Annotated in this window: 9 protein-coding genes; all 9 read left to right on the forward strand. The window is 45.6% G+C overall.

The window, feature by feature from the left end; translation table 11 throughout:
• Positions 1-95: 95 nt before the first annotated feature.
• The 9 genes from IEV61_RS14435 to IEV61_RS14475 all read left to right on the forward strand — a co-directional run bounded on the left by IEV61_RS14435 (position 96) and on the right by IEV61_RS14475 (position 18,993).
• The gene (locus IEV61_RS14435) at positions 96-3,380 is read left to right on the forward strand and encodes a SusC/RagA family TonB-linked outer membrane protein (protein ID WP_188417744.1); all 3,285 of its coding nucleotides are present in this window, start codon (positions 96-98) and stop codon (positions 3,378-3,380) included.
• Between the two features lie 10 nt (positions 3,381-3,390).
• The gene (locus IEV61_RS14440) at positions 3,391-5,274 is read left to right on the forward strand and encodes a RagB/SusD family nutrient uptake outer membrane protein (protein ID WP_188417745.1); all 1,884 of its coding nucleotides are present in this window, start codon (positions 3,391-3,393) and stop codon (positions 5,272-5,274) included.
• Positions 5,275-5,670: 396 nt separating this feature from the next.
• Entirely contained in the window at positions 5,671-7,317 is a 1,647-nt protein-coding gene (locus tag IEV61_RS14445) for a polysaccharide lyase (protein WP_188417746.1), read from the forward strand.
• A gap of 79 nt (positions 7,318-7,396) precedes the next feature.
• Positions 7,397-10,483 (forward strand): DUF6298 domain-containing protein, encoded by a 3,087-nt coding sequence (locus tag IEV61_RS14450; protein ID WP_188417747.1) that lies wholly within the window; start codon positions 7,397-7,399, stop codon positions 10,481-10,483.
• 4 nt (positions 10,484-10,487) lie between these two features.
• Positions 10,488-11,885 (forward strand): glycoside hydrolase family 140 protein, encoded by a 1,398-nt coding sequence (locus tag IEV61_RS14455; RefSeq protein ID WP_188417748.1) that lies wholly within the window; start codon positions 10,488-10,490, stop codon positions 11,883-11,885.
• A 130-nt stretch (positions 11,886-12,015) separates the two neighbouring features.
• On the forward strand, positions 12,016-12,918 hold the full coding sequence (locus IEV61_RS14460; protein WP_188417749.1) for a glycoside hydrolase family 43 protein: 903 nt from the start codon (positions 12,016-12,018) through the stop codon (positions 12,916-12,918).
• A 16-nt stretch (positions 12,919-12,934) separates the two neighbouring features.
• Complete coding sequence (locus tag IEV61_RS14465) at positions 12,935-14,773, forward strand: sialidase/neuraminidase family protein (protein WP_188417750.1); 1,839 nt, start codon at positions 12,935-12,937, stop codon at positions 14,771-14,773.
• Positions 14,773-16,209 carry a sialate O-acetylesterase gene (locus IEV61_RS14470; RefSeq protein ID WP_229747149.1) on the forward strand — a complete coding sequence of 479 codons (1,437 nt, stop codon included), beginning with the start codon at positions 14,773-14,775 and terminating at the stop codon, positions 16,207-16,209. The genes IEV61_RS14465 and IEV61_RS14470 overlap by 1 nt, the downstream gene beginning before the upstream one ends.
• Positions 16,210-16,245: 36 nt before the next feature.
• The gene (locus IEV61_RS14475) at positions 16,246-18,993 is read left to right on the forward strand and encodes a glycoside hydrolase family 2 protein (protein ID WP_229747150.1); all 2,748 of its coding nucleotides are present in this window, start codon (positions 16,246-16,248) and stop codon (positions 18,991-18,993) included.
• Position 18,994 lies beyond the last annotated feature (1 nt).

Genomic DNA, 18,994 nt, shown 5'->3' on the forward strand with positions numbered 1-18,994 from the left:
AACACACATAAATAACATATATATGGCTTAAACGCAATTGTCCACCATCATTAGAAGAAGATAAACCCAATTAAATAAATCACAACAATTAAGAGATGAAGAAATTTTTACTAATCTTATTGCTGTCTATAATTGCCGGATCGGTGTTTGCCCAAACGCGCACCATAACCGGTATCATTACCAGCAGCGATAAAAACGAACCGCTTGTAGGCGTAACTATCCAGGTTAAAGGAGGCACGGCAGCCGCACAAACGGACGTGAACGGAAAGTATAGCATCACCGTAACTAACACCCAAAATGTGGTGCTTATGGTTAAATACGTAGGTTATGCGTACCAGGAACGTACCCTGAGGGTAGGCGAAAATAACTTTGACGCCAAACTGGTACCCTCGGCCGAAACCAACCTGAACGACGTTGTAGTAGTAGGCTACGGAACTCAAAAGAGAATTTCATTAACGGGTGCCATCGCAACGGTAGATACCAAACAAATTCAGGATATTCCTGCAACAGACCTGGCATCTACATTACGTGGGCAAATTCCCGGGCTTGGTGTATCTGGTGGTAATGCACGGCCTACGTCTAACTCAACCACCTTAACTGTTCGTAACCCAACGATATTTAACGGTGCTAATAATCCTGGGCCGTTATTTATTATTGATGATGTATTCCGTGATGCGGCTGCATTCAATAATCTCGACCAGAGTGAGGTTGAAAGCATTTCTGTTTTAAAGGATGCTGCTGCAGCTATTTATGGTATACAAGGTGCATATGGAGCCATTGTTGTAAGAACAAAAAGAGGGAAAAATAGCGCTCCTAAGGTGAGTTACAACGGCGCATATGGAGGTTCTACCGCTGTTAAAATCCCTGATGTTTTATCTGGTGGTCAAATGGCGCAGTTTTATAACGATTACAACGCAACTCCGATCATTGCAAACAATCAAACCATTGATGATCGCGGTTATGTAAGCCCGCTTACACCCGGTGGTGCCCCTACAAGAAATTTGGCTTATTATACTCCCGACGAGTTAGCCTATTTTAATAATCCCGATAACAATACAGATTGGCTAAGAAAGGCTTTTAACACTGCAATAACGCAGCGTCATACGCTAAATGTAAGTGGCGGTAGTGATAAAGTTACCTATTTTGCAAGTTCTACTTACACCAGTCAAAATTCAAACTTTGCCGGCGTTGGTAGTAACAGGTGGACCTATCGTGCCAGTGTTGATGCCAAAGTAGCAAATGGCTTAAAGGTTGCTTTATCACTCAGCGGATCTATAAATAATTCCAAGATCAGGTACTTCAAACAAGGTTCCGAAAATCCGGATAACGATTTCAGAACCTTACTTACGGTAGCGCCGTGGACTCAATATTTCATTAATGGAAGAGCCGCGTTGCCTACAGGGCCGCAAGGTAACACGGGTAGTAACGTGCTTCAAAATTTTAACTACTTTCAAGCGGTAGAGGAACTAAATGATTATTCATTAACCAAGCCTACCGTACTTAACATCAACCCAACCATTACTTATGACGTTCCGTTCGTAAAAGGGTTGCGTTTATCTGCCAACTATAACAGGCAAATTACCAACACATTTTCAAAACAAGTTGGAACCAGTTACACGCTTACGCAGTTTGCCGGTTTGGGAGAAAATAACCACATTCCCGGCGGCGCAATTCTGAACGCCGATTTAAAGCAAAGCAATGGTGATCTTATCCGTTTCAATCCAAGTTACGCAAACGATTACCAGTTGACTACTACGGCATCATACAGTCGTAAATTTGGTAAGCATGACATTACGTTTTTAGGTTTATACGAGCAACAAGAAAAATTTCGTGAAGGTATTGAAGCATTTGCGAACGGTGTTTTGCAGGGAGGTTTTGATAACCTGAACTTTACCAACGGAGCACAAAATGTTAATCAAGCCAATGGCTTAATTAGTAATTACGGTCGCCAGGCTGTTGCCGGTCGATTGAACTACAGCTACGATGATAAATATTTGTTTGAAGGTGTTTTCCGTGCCGATGGTAACACAAACTTTGCACCGGGTAAAAACTGGGGATACTTCCCTGCATTCTCGGCTGGCTGGGTTGTGTCGCAAGAAGGCTTTTTTAAGGACAATGTTAAATTCATGAATCTGTTAAAGGTGAGAGCATCGGTTGGCTTTTTAGGAGCCGATAATACCAAGCCTTTTCTTTATGCAGAAAACTACAACTTTGGTCAAACCGGAAAATCTGCAGTGTTTGGCGGCAATAATGATCGCGGACTGGCCATTTACCAATCTGTTGCATTGGCCAACCCCGATGTGCGCTGGGATAGTGTTAACAAGTACAACTTAGGTTTTGATATGCAGTTCTTAAGGAGCCGTCTATCTTTGAGCATAGATGGTTATCTCGATCATCGTTACAACGGTCTCGGCAGCTTAACCTCGTCTACGCCATTGGTTGTAGGAGCAACTGTTCCTATTGAAAACTTTGCTGTAGGCAATAACTTTGGAACAGAGGTTTCGGCCACCTGGCGCGACCGTATAGGTAAAGATGCAAGTTATTATGTTACAGCAAACTTTAGCTGGAGCGATAATAAAAACATCAGGATAGATCAGTCTGCCGGTGTTGCCGGAACGTATCTTGACGGAATTAACCGCTCAAGTGATATGGGGTTGCTTGGATACAAATATGCCGGATTTTTAAGAACACAATCAGATGTTGATGCATGGATGTCAACTCATCCTGGCTATACCCTTAATAATATTGCGCCAAGACCCGGTATGTTAGTGTACGAAGATGTAAGAGGTCTTAAAAATGCCGCTGCACCTGGTGGTTACAACGCTCCGGATGGTAAAATTACCGATGCCGATTTAGAATATATCAAACCCAAATCAAGCAACCATTACGGTGGCGCATTAAATTTTGGTGGTACTTACAAAGGAATTAGTGTACAGGTAATTACTACGTTAGGTTGGGGTGGTGCAAGCATGCTTGAGGCCGATGCACTTAACCCGTTGGGCGGTGCGTTTAATGGAAACGGTACTGTTCCTTTGCAAAACCGTCCGTCTTTTTGGGCTCCGGGTAATTATTGGACTTACAGCAACACAAATGCTTCTTTGCCAAGCCCTTACTATGTTGGCAGAAACGGTATGAATGATGTGACTTCTGATATTTGGCTCGAAAGCTCGTTCCAATTCCGCATGACGAATTTGAATGTATCTTACGCATTGCCTAAAAAATGGGCTACTAAAGTTGGTGTAAGCGATATACGCGTATATACTAACATCGTTAATCCCGTCAACTTCTACAATCCGTACGGATGGCGCGATCCGGCAACCAATTTCCTTCAATATCCTTTAGTTAAATCTTACACTTTCGGTCTAAATGTGGGCTTTTAAAAATAAAACGATGAAAATCAATTATATAATTTTAGCAGCGTTTGCAGGAACGGCGTTGTTTTCAAGCTGTAAAAAAGTGCTTGATAAAGTTGATGAAGGCAAAGGTACTGCCGGTCAGGTTTACAGTGACTCTGTTTTAGCCAAACAGGCGGTAGATTATCTTTACGGCCAAAACCTTCCAACTTGGGGTGGTAACGGTGCCGATGGTGGTACAATACCAGTTTCGTTAACTGGCCTTACCGACGAAACCACCGGAGACAACAGGTTTCTTCAGGGAGTGGCTACCAGCGCCGACGAGGGTTCGATAGGCACATCTAATACGAACTCTAACTTTTATGGTAAGATGCGTATTATTAACACCTTCATAAGAGATTGCCGTGCAGGCTCATTACCAACCGCGCAAAAGAACAGATTTATAGCTCAGGCTTTATTCTTCCGGGCATTTAAATATTTTAGCATGGTACGCGTTTATGGTGGTGTTCCCTTAGTTCTTGAACCACTCTCTTCGGTTGGTGAGGATAACAAAGTTGAAGCGCAGCAGCCGCGTGCCACTACATCGGCTTGTATTACACAAATAACAGCAGATTTAGATTCAGCAATTAAATATTTGCCCACGAAGTGGCCTAACGCCAATGACTGGGGTCACATCACCTCCGGTGCCGCTGCAGCATTTAAAGGCCGTGTTTTGCTTACCTGGGCAAGCCCTCAGTTTAACCCGGCCAGAGATCAAGCCCGGTGGCAGGCAGCCTACGATGCCAGTACGCAGGCAATTACTTTGCTTAATCAAGGTGGATTTGGTTTGTTTGTCTCCACAGGATCTTCGGGAGCAGGAGGTGGTACAAACGCTTATGCAAATATGTGGTTTACCGAAATTAACAACCCCGAGGCTGTAATGGTAACCGGTTATAACACCAGTATTGCAGACCAAGCCAGATACACTAATACATATGACAAGTCGGTACGCCCGGCTTATTTAGGTGCAGGTTCCGGCTCTTCTCAACCTACATGGGATTTTGTAAGAAATTACCTTATGAAAGATGGTAAAGACACCCTGACCTCTAAGTACGGTAAATCGGCCGCGGGCGGTTACAGCCTTCAAACATTTTGGAAGAATCGCGACCCACGCTTTGACTGGACCATTGCCTATAACGGATGTACCTGGCCTACATTAGGCGTATCTAACTACAGGCTTTGGACTTATATTTATTATACCAAGGCAGACAGATCAACCTTTGCTTCAACCGAAAGCTCAGGACAAACCAGTACAGGTTTTTATTTGAGAAAAGCAACCAATGCCATTACTAATGCAAGTGACCTGGCAAATAGTGGCACCGACTGGATGGAAATCCGCTATGCTGAGGTATTAATGAACCAAGCTGAGGCAGCAGCCGAAATTGGTCGTTTAGGTGCAGGCCAGGAAGCTTATACCAATATCATTGCCATCCGCAAGCGTGCCGGCATTGAGCCTGGTACTGATAACCTTTACGGCTTAACCGCAGGTTTAAACCGCGATGACATGATAAAAACGATCATGAACGAGCGAGCAGTAGAGTTTGCGTATGAGGGTAAACGTTTTTGGGATCTTCAGCGCAGAAACCAAACGCAATCGCTACTTAATTTTGAAGGACGGAAAGCCCGTTACGGTATTACAATATCTTTAAAAACTGTACCTGCAACAGACTATGCTAAGGCTACTCGCGACGCAACCAGCATGGACGACCTCTACGCCAATACTTTTGATGTAAAAGTTAACAGGAAACTTGACACAAAATATCCATTGAATTGGCAGAGTAATTATGTTTTCTTTGGTATACCGCCGGCAACCATCACAAATAACCCCGCTATTATCCAAACAAATGGATGGGATTTAGGTGGATTTGACCCATTAAAATAAATGGTATTTGTCACAAAGAAAAGGGAAGTAGAAATACTTCCCTTTTTTGCTTTTGTATGATTTTAACAATTTAGGAAATAGGCCATGTTCGCCTAAACTACATTAAAACGCGCTCAATGAGTTATTTAAAGCCATTTATTGGCTAAATGTAACAACTTTGCTATAACTGTTAAATATAGCTTTATTTAGGGGTAATGGTAATATGCTATACTACTTTGTTAACATTTTATATAATTTAGTGTAGCACACATCGCATATTTGGACAAGAACATTATATAAAACCTGATATTACCTAAATATCCCTGTTCGTAATTAAAATCAAAGCTGCTGAATATTGCAAGCCGGATAACTGGCGCGCACTATAGCTTTTTTGATAACAACATTAAACGCTGAAAAATGAAGAAAAAGATTCCGTTGCTTTTGTTAGGTACTGCATTTGCACTTGCTAAACCGGCATTTGCGCAATACCCTCAAATACCTGCTGATATTAAGTCGCAAAGCGAAGCTATGATGAAGGAAGCCGAACGCAAGTCTGATTCGGCCTGGAAAGTTGCTTACAAGGCCGTTGATTACGATATGCGCCACGGCAAACCTTACATTCCATGGGCTGCACGTCCTAACGATTTGCCTCAGTCTGATATATTGGCTTTCCCTGGTGCCGAAGGTGGCGGCGCACATTCTTTCGGTGGTCGTGGCGGTAAAGTTTATGTAGTTACCAGTTTGGCCGATAGTGGTCCGGGTACTTTACGCTGGGCTTGCGAGCAAGGTGGTGCACGTATCATTGTCTTTAACGTATCAGGAATTATCCGCATTAAAAGTCCTTTAATTATCAGGGCACCTTATATTACCATTGAAGGGCAGTCGGCACCAGGAATGGGCGTTTGCGTAGCAGGCGAATCGGTTTGGATTAACACACATGATGTTGTTTTACGTTATATGCGTTTCCGCCGTGGCGAAACCAACGTAGGCCGTCGCGATGATTCTTTGGGTGGTAACCCCGTGGGTAACATTATTATCGATCATTGCTCTACCAGCTGGGGATTGGATGAAAACATGTCCATCTATCGCCACATGTTTGATCCGGGCGATGGTTCTAAAGAAGAAAAATTAGGTACAGTAAATGTTACTATTTCTAACTGTATCTACTCCGAATCCTTAGATATCTGGAACCATGCTTTTGGCAGTACCACCGGTGGCGAAAATAGCTTACTGGTGCGTAACCTTTGGGCCGATAATACCGGTCGTAATCCATCAGTAGGATGGAACGGAATATATAACTTCGTGAACAACGTGATATTTAACTGGGTACACCGTTCAATGGATGGCGGCGATTACACAGCTAAGTTTAACATCATCAACAACTACTTTCAACCCGGACCGGCCACACCTAAAGATAACAACGTTGGCCACCGAATTTTGAAACCAGAGTCAGGCCGTTCAAAATTAAAAGAACGCGTATTTGGTATGGCGTATGTTAACGGAAATGTAATGGAGGGTTACCCTAAAATTACGGCCGATAACTGGGCTGGTGGTGTACAGGTTGACGAACTGCCAGATACCGGTCCGTATAAAGACTACATGAAATGGAACAAGCCATTCCCGATGCCTTCCGTAAAAATTTTGCCTGCCAGTGATGCCCGTAAATTTGTGTTAACCAATGCAGGTGCCACGCTTCCGGTGCGCGATGCTGTTGATACCCGCATTGTTAAACAGGTGGTTACAGGTAAAATTGAATATAAAGAAGGAGTGGAGTTGCCTAAAACACAGTTCGAGCATCGCCGCTTACCTATCGACTCTTACAAGATAGGTATCATTACCGATCCAAGCCAGGTTGGTGGTTATCCTGATTATAAAGGTACGCCTTATAAAGATACCGATAACGATGGTATACCAGATGCCTGGGAAACAGCACATGGCTTAAACCCTAAAAATGCTGCCGACTCGCCTGCAATGGCTAAAAACGGCGGCGGTTACAGTAACATTGAGGTTTACCTGAACACGCTGGCTGTTAAAGGCGAAAAAAGCCCGGCTTCGGCTAAATAATTTTAGAGATATAACTATCAATATTGTATTGAAAAGATATAGAAAACTTTTGGTTGGTTGCATGTTAGGGTGCATGTGTATGCATGCGCCCGCATGGGCCCAAAATAAAAAAGCCAAACCTCAGCCGCCGGTATCGGTGGAAAAAGATGGCAAACTTATTTATGCTGCCAACGCTAAGAGTGATCGTATTCCCGATTACTCTTATTGCGGTTACATGGCATCTGAGCAAGCTATACCCAACGTGCCTGTTAAAGTGGTAGTGCCCGTAAAACCGGGCGATGCTACCTTGCGCATACAGGCTGCCATTAATTATGTAGCTGCATTGCCTACAGGCATAAATGGTTTAAAAGGCGCTGTGCTTTTAGAAAAAGGAACTTATGAGATTGCTGGTAGTTTAAAAATAAATGCTTCGGGCGTGGTGCTTCGGGGTAGCGGTATGCAAGCTAACGGCACAACGCTGGTGGCTGCCGGTACCGACCGTGAAACATTCATCCGCGTAGCTGGTAAAGACGACCGCGTATATGGCGATACCATTAAAGTGACTGATGCTTACGTACCCGTTAATGCAACCACCTTTCATGTAGCTGGTGGGAATTTTAAAACCGGCGACCATATCAGCATTCGCAGACCCAGCACCAAAAACTGGATAGATACTTTAGGTACCGATCACTTTGGTGGCGGCATTACCACCCTTGGCTGGAAACCCGGCGAACGTGATATTATTTGGGATAGAACCATTACGGCTGTATCGGGCAATGCTATTACCATTGATGCGCCCATCACTACTGCTTTAGATGCAGCTTTTGGTGGCGCGACTGTTACTTCATACAAGTGGGCCGGTCGTATACAAAAAATAGGTATAGAAAACTTACGTTTACAATCAGCTTATGATACTACAAACCCTAAAGACGAAGCCCATCGGTGGATGGCTGTTACCTTAGAGAATGTTAGCGATGCCTGGGTACGCCAGGTAACATTTGAGCACTTCGCTGGTTCGGCCGTTTTTGTACTCGAAACTGGTAACCGCATCACCGTACAAGATTGCAAAGCGTTAACGCCCATATCTGAAATTGGCGGCCAGCGCCGTAATACTTTTTGGACGATGGGAGGCCAAACACTGTTTCAGCGTTTATACAGCGAGCAGGGATTTCATGATTTTGCCGCGGGTTACTGTGCGCCTGGGCCTAATGCCTTTGTACAATGCCAGGCGTCGCAATCATACAGTTTTAGCGGTGCTATTGACAGCTGGGCATCGGGCGTTTTGTTTGATGTGATCAATATAGACGGACAGGCACTTAGCTACATGAACCGTGGACAAGACGGCCAAGGTGCCGGTTGGACAGCGGCCAACAGTTTATTTTGGAATTGCAGCGCCGCCCGTGTAGATTGCTTTGCTCCACCCACCGCTCAAAACTGGGCCTTTGGTACCTGGGCACAATTTGCCGGCGATGGTTACTGGGGCGATTCTAATAACTCCATCGAGCCTCGCAGCTTTTACTATGCCCAGCTAAAGCAACGTTTAGGCAGGGATGTAGCCCAGCAAGCCGATATTTTACACATCGAAACCGATGCATCAAGCAGTCCAACAGTTGAGGTTGCGGCTAAACTTACCGCGCAAGCCGTAAAGCCGGCCGTTACCATAAGCGACTGGATAGATGAAGTTCCGCAGCGTAATCCTATCCCTGTCAATCTATCTGGCGTAAAAACTATTGATCAGATTGGTTTTAAAGAACCAACTGCCGTTGCAATGGCTGGTGGAATGAAAGTAAGTAATGGTTGGCTGGTGCGTGGCGATGCTGTGTTAAGCGGTATGCGCCAGGAAGCGCCCTGGTGGAACGGCTCAATTGAACCGACGTTTCTTAAGAAGGGAGCAAAGCCCGCACTTACTCGCTGGGTACCGGGCCGTACGGGTACCGGTTTAACCGATGATTTAAGCGATGTTGCTAACCAGATGCAAAAGGAGCATTTAGTAGGCTTTGAGCAAAATTATGCGCTTTGGTACGAACGTCGCCGTGACGATCATGAACGTATCCGCCGAATTGATGGAGATGTTTGGCCGCCGTTTTATGAAGTACCTTTTGCCCGCAGCGGTAAGGAAACCGCCTGGGATGGCCTAAGCAAATATGACATTACCACTTACAATAAATGGTACTGGAACCGCCTGAAACAGTTTGCCAGTTTGGCCGATCAAAAAGGGCTGGTGCTCATCAATCAAAATTATTTTCAACACAATATAATAGAAGCCGGTGCGCATTACGCCGATTTTCCGTGGCGACCGGTTAACAATATCAACAATACCGGTTTCCCTGAGCCTGTGCCTTATGCTGGTGATAAGCGCCTGTTCATGGCCGAGCAGTTTTACGATGAAACGCACCCGGTGCGCCGTAAACTGCACCAGGCTTTCATCCGTCAAAACCTCGATAACTTTGTGGGTAATAACGGCGTCATCCAGATGATAGGGGCAGAGTTTACCGGTCCGCTACATTTTGTACAGTTTTGGGTGGAAACCATCCAGGAATGGGAAAAAGAAAAAGGTAAAAAAGAAATCATCGGCCTGAGCACGACCAAAGATGTGCAGGACGCTATCCTGGCTGACCCCGCACGGTCATCGGCCATTGATGTAATCGATATCCGTTACTGGCACTACCAGGCCGATGGTAAGGCTTATGCACCAGCAGGTGGTCAAAACTTAGCACCGCGCCAGCAAGCCCGTCAGTTTAAACCTAAGGTAACCTCGTTTGAGCAGGTGTATCGTGCCGTGCATGAGTACCGCGAAAAATACCCGGCTAAAGCAGTGATCTATTCGGGCGATAGCTTTGACAAGTTTGGTTGGGCAGCCTTCATGGCTGGTGGCTCGTTGCCTAACCTGCCTACAGGCGTTAATCCAGCTATGCTTGTCGATGCCTCATCTATGAAAGCCATTGAATTAAACGGAGCCAAAGATCAGTGGACTTTAGGCAACCCGGCTAAAGGTTATATCATATACAGTAATAATACTACCGTTACCCCGGTTACCTTAGACCCCAACGCTACTTACCAGGTTAGCTGGATTGACCCGAAAACCGGTAGCACATTGGCTGCGCCTAAAAAAATGAAAGCCTCAAAATTTACCAACTGGAGCAGTGCAGCTAATGGTCCGGCTGTATTATGGCTAAAACGTATTTAATATCATGCTTAAAAAGATCACCTATATAGTACTGCTATTAGCGACTGTTGGATTAGCTTTTATACCGGTTAAACAGGCGGTGTTACCTGGTATTAAAATCTCTGAAAACAGCCGCTATTTTACTGCAGATAATAAGCCCTTCTTTTGGCTGGGCGATACCGGCTGGCTGTTGTTTTCCAAACTGAACCGCGCCGAAGCCGAAAAGTACCTGGAAGCCCGCCGTAGGCAAGGTTTTAACGTGATACAGGTTATGGTAATTCACGATATTAAAGAGACCAATTTTTATGGCGACTCGGCACTTGTAGCCAGCAACATTGCCAAGCCAAAAGTAACCGAGGGCAGCAACCCTGCAAGCGCTACTGAATACGATTACTGGGACCATGTAGATTACATAGTTGACCTGGCTGCTCAAAAAGGTCTATACATGGCACTGGTGCCGGTTTGGGGCTCGGTGGTAAAGTCTAAAAACCATGATGTTCCTGCTGATAAAGCTAAAGTCTACGCCGACTTTTTAGCCAAACGATACAAAGACCGCAGCAACGTGATCTGGATGAACGGTGGCGATATTGCCGGCAGCGACAGTACCAAGGTTTGGAACACCATTGGTTCAACCTTACGTGCTGAGAACCCCGACAAACTCATCACATACCACCCGCGCGGACGCACACAATCATCCACCTGGTTTCATAACGAGAAATGGTTAGATTTTAACACTTTTCAATCAGGTCACCGTACTTATGCACAAGATACGTCTAAAAAGGACTTGAAGTATGGCGAGGACAATTGGAAATATGTAAACGTTGATTACAACAAAACACCCGTTAAACCTACGCTGGATGCTGAACCGTCTTACGAAAAAATACCTTACGGCCTGCACGATGTAAAGCTGCCCCGCTGGAAAGCTGCCGATGTGCGCCGTTATGGCTACTGGTCAGTTTTTGCCGGAGCATGCGGTTATACGTATGGCAATAACGATGTAATGCAAATGCACAAACGCACCGATAAAGGCAGCGCTTACGGTTCTAAAGAATACTGGTACCAATCCATTAATGATCCCGGTGCTCAACAGATGATCTATCTGAAAAAGTTGATGCTATCGCGTTCGTATTATGATCGCATGCCCGATCAATCTTTAATTGCAGGCAAGCAGGGCACTCGCTACAATTACCTGCTGGCTACCCGTGGAAAAAACTATGCCTTTGTTTACACTTATACAGGTAAAAAGTTCGTCGTAAACACTAATAGCTTACCCGGTAATAAAATTAAATCATCGTGGTTTAACCCGCGTACGGGAGTAATTACTGCCGGTGTAACGCAAGCTAAAACTAAAACCATCAGCTTTAACCCGCCGGGCGAACCTAAAAACGGTAACGATTGGGTGCTCATATTGGATGCTGTTTAATAGGATAGGGAGCATGGAAACCGTTAATAATAGAGCCAGACCGCACATGTCATTGCGAGCAATAGCGCGGAAATTCCAGTGCGCTAATAATCAGCGTAAAGAGATTGTTTCGTCGTTATCACTCCTCGCAATGACATTTTTAATGGCGTTGTCAATTACCTCATGCACCACCAAAAGCGCCTACCTGTTCACGTCTTTTCACGAACCCGCTAACGAAGGGCTGCGCATGCTGTACAGCTACGATGCTTGCCACTGGACGGATATGAACCACATTTTCCTTAAACCCGAGGCGGGCAATCCCAAGATCATGCGCGACCCATCCATGGTGCAAGGACCCGATGGCACGTTTCGTTTAGTATGGACAACCGGCTGGAAGGGTGAGCAGGGCTTTGGTTACGCCAGTTCAAAAGACCTGGTTAATTGGTCGCCGCAACAGCATATTAATATTATGACCACCGAGCCAACTACCGTAAATGTTTGGGCACCCGAAATTTTTTATGATGATGAAGCCAAACAGTACATTATTGTTTGGGCATCCACCGTTCCGTTCCGTTTCCCCAAGGGTCAGGAGGACGAGAACAATAACCACCGGCTGTATTACACCACCACTACCGATTTCAAAACCTTTGCACCGGCTAAGCTTTTTCTCGACCCGGGTTTCAGCGTAATTGACGCACAGATATTGAAGCGTGGTCATGAAGATTATGTGCTCGTCATGAAAGACAATACCCGCCCTAATCGCAATATACTGGTAGCTTTTGGTACAAATCCATTAGGGCCTTACAGCAATTACAGCAAGCGCTTTACCGAACCATTTTCAGAAGGGCCTAATGCCGTAAAAGCAGGTAAAAACTGGTTAATATATTACGACTCATACCGTCTAAAAAAATACGGTGCTATGCAAACTACCGACTTCAAAACGTTTAAAGATGTATCAAACCAGGTCATCATTCCCGAAGGGCACAAGCATGGCACCATACTCAAAGTAAGCCGCAAAACGCTCGATCAGCTGAGGAAGAGCATAGGCCAATAAATTACAGCAACTACCCATGAATAAATATACTAAGCTCCTTTATATCTTAACCGTTTCCTGCTGCTGGCAAAATGCCTCCGCACAAGACACTGTGCGTTATACAGGCAATACAGTAGCCAATGTCGATTATCATCACGGGCAATTGAGTCCGGTAATTGGCGTACACAGCAGGCAAATTTTCCGTGCCAATCGTGAGCATCCCGAACAAGCCGATGGCTTTGGTTTTACTTACAACCATGCGCCTATGCTGGCTTACTGGAACAAGACATTTTATGTAGAATACCTGAGCGATAAAGTAGGAGAGAGCGTACCACCAGGACAAACGTTGGTTTTAACCTCTAAAGACGGTAGCACCTGGACCAAACCCCAGGTGGTTTTTCCGCAATACAAAATTCCCGACGGTACCACCAAAGAAGGCAATAAAGGCGTAGCTAAAGATCTCATATCGGTTATGCACCAGCGCATGGGTTTTTACAAATCTAAATCAAACCGTTTACTGGTACTTGGTTTTTACGGAATAGTGTTGGACGAGCACGACGACCCTAACGATGGCCAGGGCATTGGCCGCGTAGTGCGCGAGGTATTGCCGAACGGTAGATACGGCCCCATCTATTTTATTCACTACAATCCAAAATGGAACGAAAGCAATACGTCGTATCCGTTCTATACTACCAGCAAAGACAAGGGTTTTGTACAGGCTTGCGATGAATTGATGGCTAATCCGCTCATGATGATGCAATGGGCCGAAGAAACCGACCGTAAAGATCCTATTATCCCTCTGCATAAAGAGTATAAGGCATTTAACTTTTACCACCTGCCCGATGGCCGCGTAGTTGGGTTATGGAAAAATGCACTTACGGCCATTAGTAAAGATGGCAAGACCTGGCCTAACGCTACCCGTGCACCGCGCTTCGTAAACGCAGCGGCTAAAATTTGGGGACAACGCACCAGCGATGGTAACTACGCCACGGTGTATAATCCATCAGAGTACCGCTGGCCGCTGGCTGCATCAGTAAGTAAGGATGGTCTGAATTATACAAACCTGCTGCTTATTAACGGCGAAATTTCGCCTATGCGCTATGGCGGCAATTATAAATCTTACGGACCGCAGTATGTGCGTGGTATTGAAGAGGGAAACGGCTTTCCGCCCGATGGCAAAATGTGGGTTACTTACAGCATGAATAAAGAAGATATTTGGGTGTCATCTGTCCCTGTACCCTTAACCGAGATTGCCACCGCACATGCCAACGAAGATTTTAACCAACTGCCTGCCGGCCGCGAATTGGACAAATGGAATACTTACAGCCTGCAATGGGCACCTGTAAGCATTGAAAAAGCGCCCGATGGCAGCAAAAGCCTCACCCTGAAAGACTGGGACCGGTACGATTACGCTAAGGCCGAACGGGTAGTGCCCGAATCTAAAAAGCTGGAAACAGAATTTACCATAACTCCGGCACAAAATAGCAACGGACAATTGGATATTGAATTTCAGGATGCCAAGGGACAGCCCGGTATTCGTTTAATGTTTGATTCTACGGGTACTTTCAGGGCTAAATCGGGTTATCGGTACAAAAACTTCATGAAGTATGAGGCCGGTACAGCGTATACCATTAAGCTGAAACTGAACACCGATACACGCTTTTACACCATGAACGTGAACGGCAAGGAACTTTCGCCTTCGCTGATGTTTGCACCGCTAACCAGTGTGAGCCGGGTGGTGTTCCGTACGGGCGATGTACGCCGTTTCCCGGATGCCGATACACCTACCGATCAAAGCTACGACCTGGCCAAACCCGGCGAACCGGTTAAAGAGGCAGCATTCTACATTAAATCGTTCACTACAAAGGCTAATTAATGTTTGTTAAACATCATAGAGTATTAGGGCTTGCGCTGGCTGCTTGTTTAAGCGCCCTAAGCAGCAATGCTACCGTAGTGTTGCCCAAAATTCTGGGTAACAACATGGTGCTGCAGCGTAACCAGCAAGTACCCGTATGGGGTAAGGCCGCTAAAGGCGAAAGGGTGACAGTAAAGTTTGGTAAGCAAACCAAAACCGCTATGCCCGATACGGCCGGCAACTGGAAAGTTTGGTTAGCGCCTATGCCTGCATCTGCCAAAGGCGAAAGTTTGATTATCTCGGGTTCTAATAAGATCGTTCTCACCAACATATTAGTAGGCGAGGTTTGGGTATGCTCGGGCCAAAGCAATATGCAATACGAAATGCGTAAGAACAGTAAGGTGAACCGGCCCGATACCAGTACGGCAAACTCGCCTATTGATGAAGTGGAACGTGCGCATAATCCATCCATTCGCATTTTCCTGGTCGACCGCAAACGCCAGTTAAAACCTGATTCCACGCACAGCGGCTGGAGCGTAGCGCAAGATTCGGCGTTACGCGAATTTTCTGCAGCAGGTTACTTTTTCGCCAAAAAATTACAGGCAGAGTTAAAAGTACCCGTAGGAATGATCTCTGCCGCAGTAAGCGGAAGCCGCATTGAGCCCTGGATAGATACCACGGCTTACAATGCCGAACCTTATTTTAAAACCATTAAGGTAAGTGCCGATCATGGCAAGTTTTATTATCCCATGATAAAAACCCTTGCACCCTTTGCCATTAAGGGCTTTTTATGGTATCAGGGCGAGAGTAACGTAGATGAACCCCTTAACTACATCTACAAAATGCAGGTGCTCATTAATAACTGGCGCAGCCTGTGGCAAAACAAAAATTTGCCGTTTTACTACGTACAGTTAGCGCCTTACTTAAACTCTAAAGATCCAAAGTTTACTAACGAAACCTTGCCCCAATTTAGGGAAGCGCAGGCGCAGGTATTAAAAATACCGCATACGGGCATGATTGTAACTACCGATTTAAACGATGATTTAAAGAACATCCATCCACCCTTTAAATGGGAAATTGGCCGGCGTTTGGCGCTGGTAGCGCTGGCTAAAACCTATGGTTTCAAGATCGAATATTCGGGCCCGGTATATGCCGGTATGAAAGTAGACCGCGACCAGGCTGTGTTGAGCTTTGACCATGTAGGTAAGGGTTTAATGAGCAATAACGGTAAGCCATTATCACATTTTATCATTGCCGGGGCCGATAATAAGTTTGTGCCCGCCAATGCCATGATTGTTGATAACCGGGTTATGCTTTCGGCACCATCAGTTAAAAAACCGGTAGCCGTTCGGTTTGCCTGGGATGAAGCTGCACAACCCAATTTTTATAATAAAGATGGTTTGCCTGCCATGCCATTTCGCACCGATAATCCGCTAAATTATCAGCCAAAAAATTAAATGAGGATCACATGCTTTGCCATATCATTTTTTTGCATGCTTACAACAGCTTGGCTAAACAGCTATGCACAGCAAACGCAAAAGATGTACTTGTCGGGCACTGGGAGCGATCATACCGTTCAATGGGATTTTTCCTGTTCGGCAGGCCGTAACTCGGGTAAATGGACAACCATACCTGTACCTTCCAACTGGGAGCTGCAAGGCTTTGGCAAATATAATTACGGCTGGGCTAAAGATAGTTCGCGCGGTAAAGAGGTAGGGCAGTACAAATACAAATTCAAAGTACCGGCAGCCTACAAAGGCAAAACCGTGCAAATTGTATTTGAAGGTGCCATGACCGATACCGAGGTCAAGATCAACGGTAAACCGGTAGGTCCAATCCACCAGGGTTCTTACTACGCTTTCAAGTACGATATATCTGCGTTGCTTAATTACGGCGGCAGTAACATGCTCGAAGCCACCGTTGCCAAACACTCAGCCAATGCATCGGTAAACGAAGCTGAGCGTAAAGGCGATTTCTGGATCTTCGGCGGCATATTTCGCCCGGTGTATTTACAAGTGTTACCTGTTCAACACATAAGCCGGGTATCGTTGGATGCACAGGCCAATGGCCATTTCAAAGCTGATGTATATATAAAGAATGCACCTGCTAACAGCATGGTATTGGCGCAAATTTTCACCTCCGGTGGCCAATCGATCGGCACACCAGTAAGTATCAAAGCCGATTCATTAATTCATCTGCAAACTAAGATTACTTCGCCCAAACTATGGTCGTCCGAAGCACCTAACCTGTACCGCGTTGATTTTACGCTAATGCAGAACGGCAAAGCTTTGCATGTAATCAGTAAGAAATTTGGGTTCCGCACCGTGGAGGTTAAACAGCGCGATGGCGTGTACGTGAACGGCACCAAAATGAAGTTCAAAGGCATCAACCGTCACTCGTTTTGGCCAACCACAGGCAGGGCCTTAAGCAAAGCGCGTAGTATTGAGGATGTGAACATGATCAAGGATATGAACATGAACGCGGTGCGCATGTCGCACTACCCGCCCGATGATCATTTTCTTGATGTATGCGATTCATTAGGACTTTTTGTAATGGACGAACTGGCGGGGTGGCATGGTCATTACGACACACCTACCGGTACCAAATTGGCCAAAGAGATGCTGGAGCACGATGAAAATCATCCGTCCATCGTATTTTGGGCCAACGGGAATGAAGGCGGTCACAACGAGGAACTCGACCCGCTGTTTCGTAAGCTGGATCTACAGCACCGTCCGCTGGTACATCCCTGGGAAGATTTTGGCGGTTTTGATACGCAGCATTACCGTGATTTTAACTATGGCATTGGCAATTACGATAACGGCCACAGCATTGTAATGCCCACCGAGTTTCTGCATGGTGAGTACGACGGAGGCCACGGCGCAGGTTTACAGGATTACTGGGAAGCCATGTGGCGTAACCCGCTTTCGGCCGGTGGCTTCCTGTGGGACTTTGCCGACCAGGGTGTGTTACGTACCGATAAAAACGGAATAATAGATACCGACAAAGATCATGGTCCCGATGGTATTGTTGGCCCATTTCACGAGAAGGAAGGTAGTTACTTTACGGTGAAAGAGATCTGGTCGCCCGTATATTTTGAGCGTACCGAAATTGCCTCGGGTTTCGATGGCACTTTCCATTTGGAGAACCGCTATAATTTCACCAACCTAAGTCAGTGTACTTTTACCGCCAAGCTGGTGCGCGGTGCCGATGTTTATGGCAAAACTAAGGCTGCCGAGGTAAGCATTGCCATTGCATCGCCTAACATTAAACCCTTTGAAAAAGGCGAGCTGAAACTCAACCTACCGTCGGATTTTAAAAGTTACGACTTCCTGTATATCACCGTAACGGATAACCATCAGCGCGAATTGTTTACCTGGAGCTGGCCTATTACCCGTCCCGAAAAGGTAGCCCGCAAGTTGGTAGTTAAATATGCGCAGGGGCAAGCGACCATTACCGAAACCGATTCGCTCTATAAAGTTACGGCTAATGGCATTAACCTGTCTTTTAGCAAAACCAGCGGTCTGCTGCGTAAAGTAAAAAATGCCAAAGGTGTTATTCCGTTTAACAACGGGCCCATTTTGCAGGAAGGCCTAACTAATTTTAAAAGCTTCAGTCAGAAAATAGAGGGCAAGAACGTAGTGATTGAATCTACCTATGACCGTAAAAGCAGCTATAATACTCTACAATGGACCATCTATCCATCGGGCTGGGTGAAAATGAAGTTGCGCTATTTCCCAGGCGATTACTTCACCAACTTTGTGGGCGTCAACTTTTCCTTCCCCGAAAAAGAGATGAAGGGTGTAGAGTACATGGGCAGCGGCCCGTACCGGGTTTGGAAAAACCGGATGAAGGGCACCCGATTAGGTATTTGGAAAAAAGATTACAACGACACCGAAACCGGCGAAAAATGGTTGTACCCCGAGTTTAAGGGTTACCATGCTAATCTGTACTGGGTAAAATTTAATACCACCGGCCAGCCCTTTACCGTGGTGGCTGAGGATGAAGATACTTTTTTACGGCTATTTACCCCGGCACCTAAAGATGACCAGTGGCACAATTACGTGGTGAAGTTTCCATCCGGTGATATTTCGTTTATGCAGGGGATAAGCGCTATCGGCAACAAAACCTTAGGAGCCGAAGATACCGGCCCCATGGGTATGAAGAACATTTTTTACGATTATGAAAAAGAGCCTAAACGCGCCAAGGAGCTGAACTTGTACTTTGATTTTTCCGGAAGATAAT

This window comes from Mucilaginibacter galii, assembly GCF_014635825.1.
Classification (GTDB): domain Bacteria; phylum Bacteroidota; class Bacteroidia; order Sphingobacteriales; family Sphingobacteriaceae; genus Mucilaginibacter; species Mucilaginibacter galii.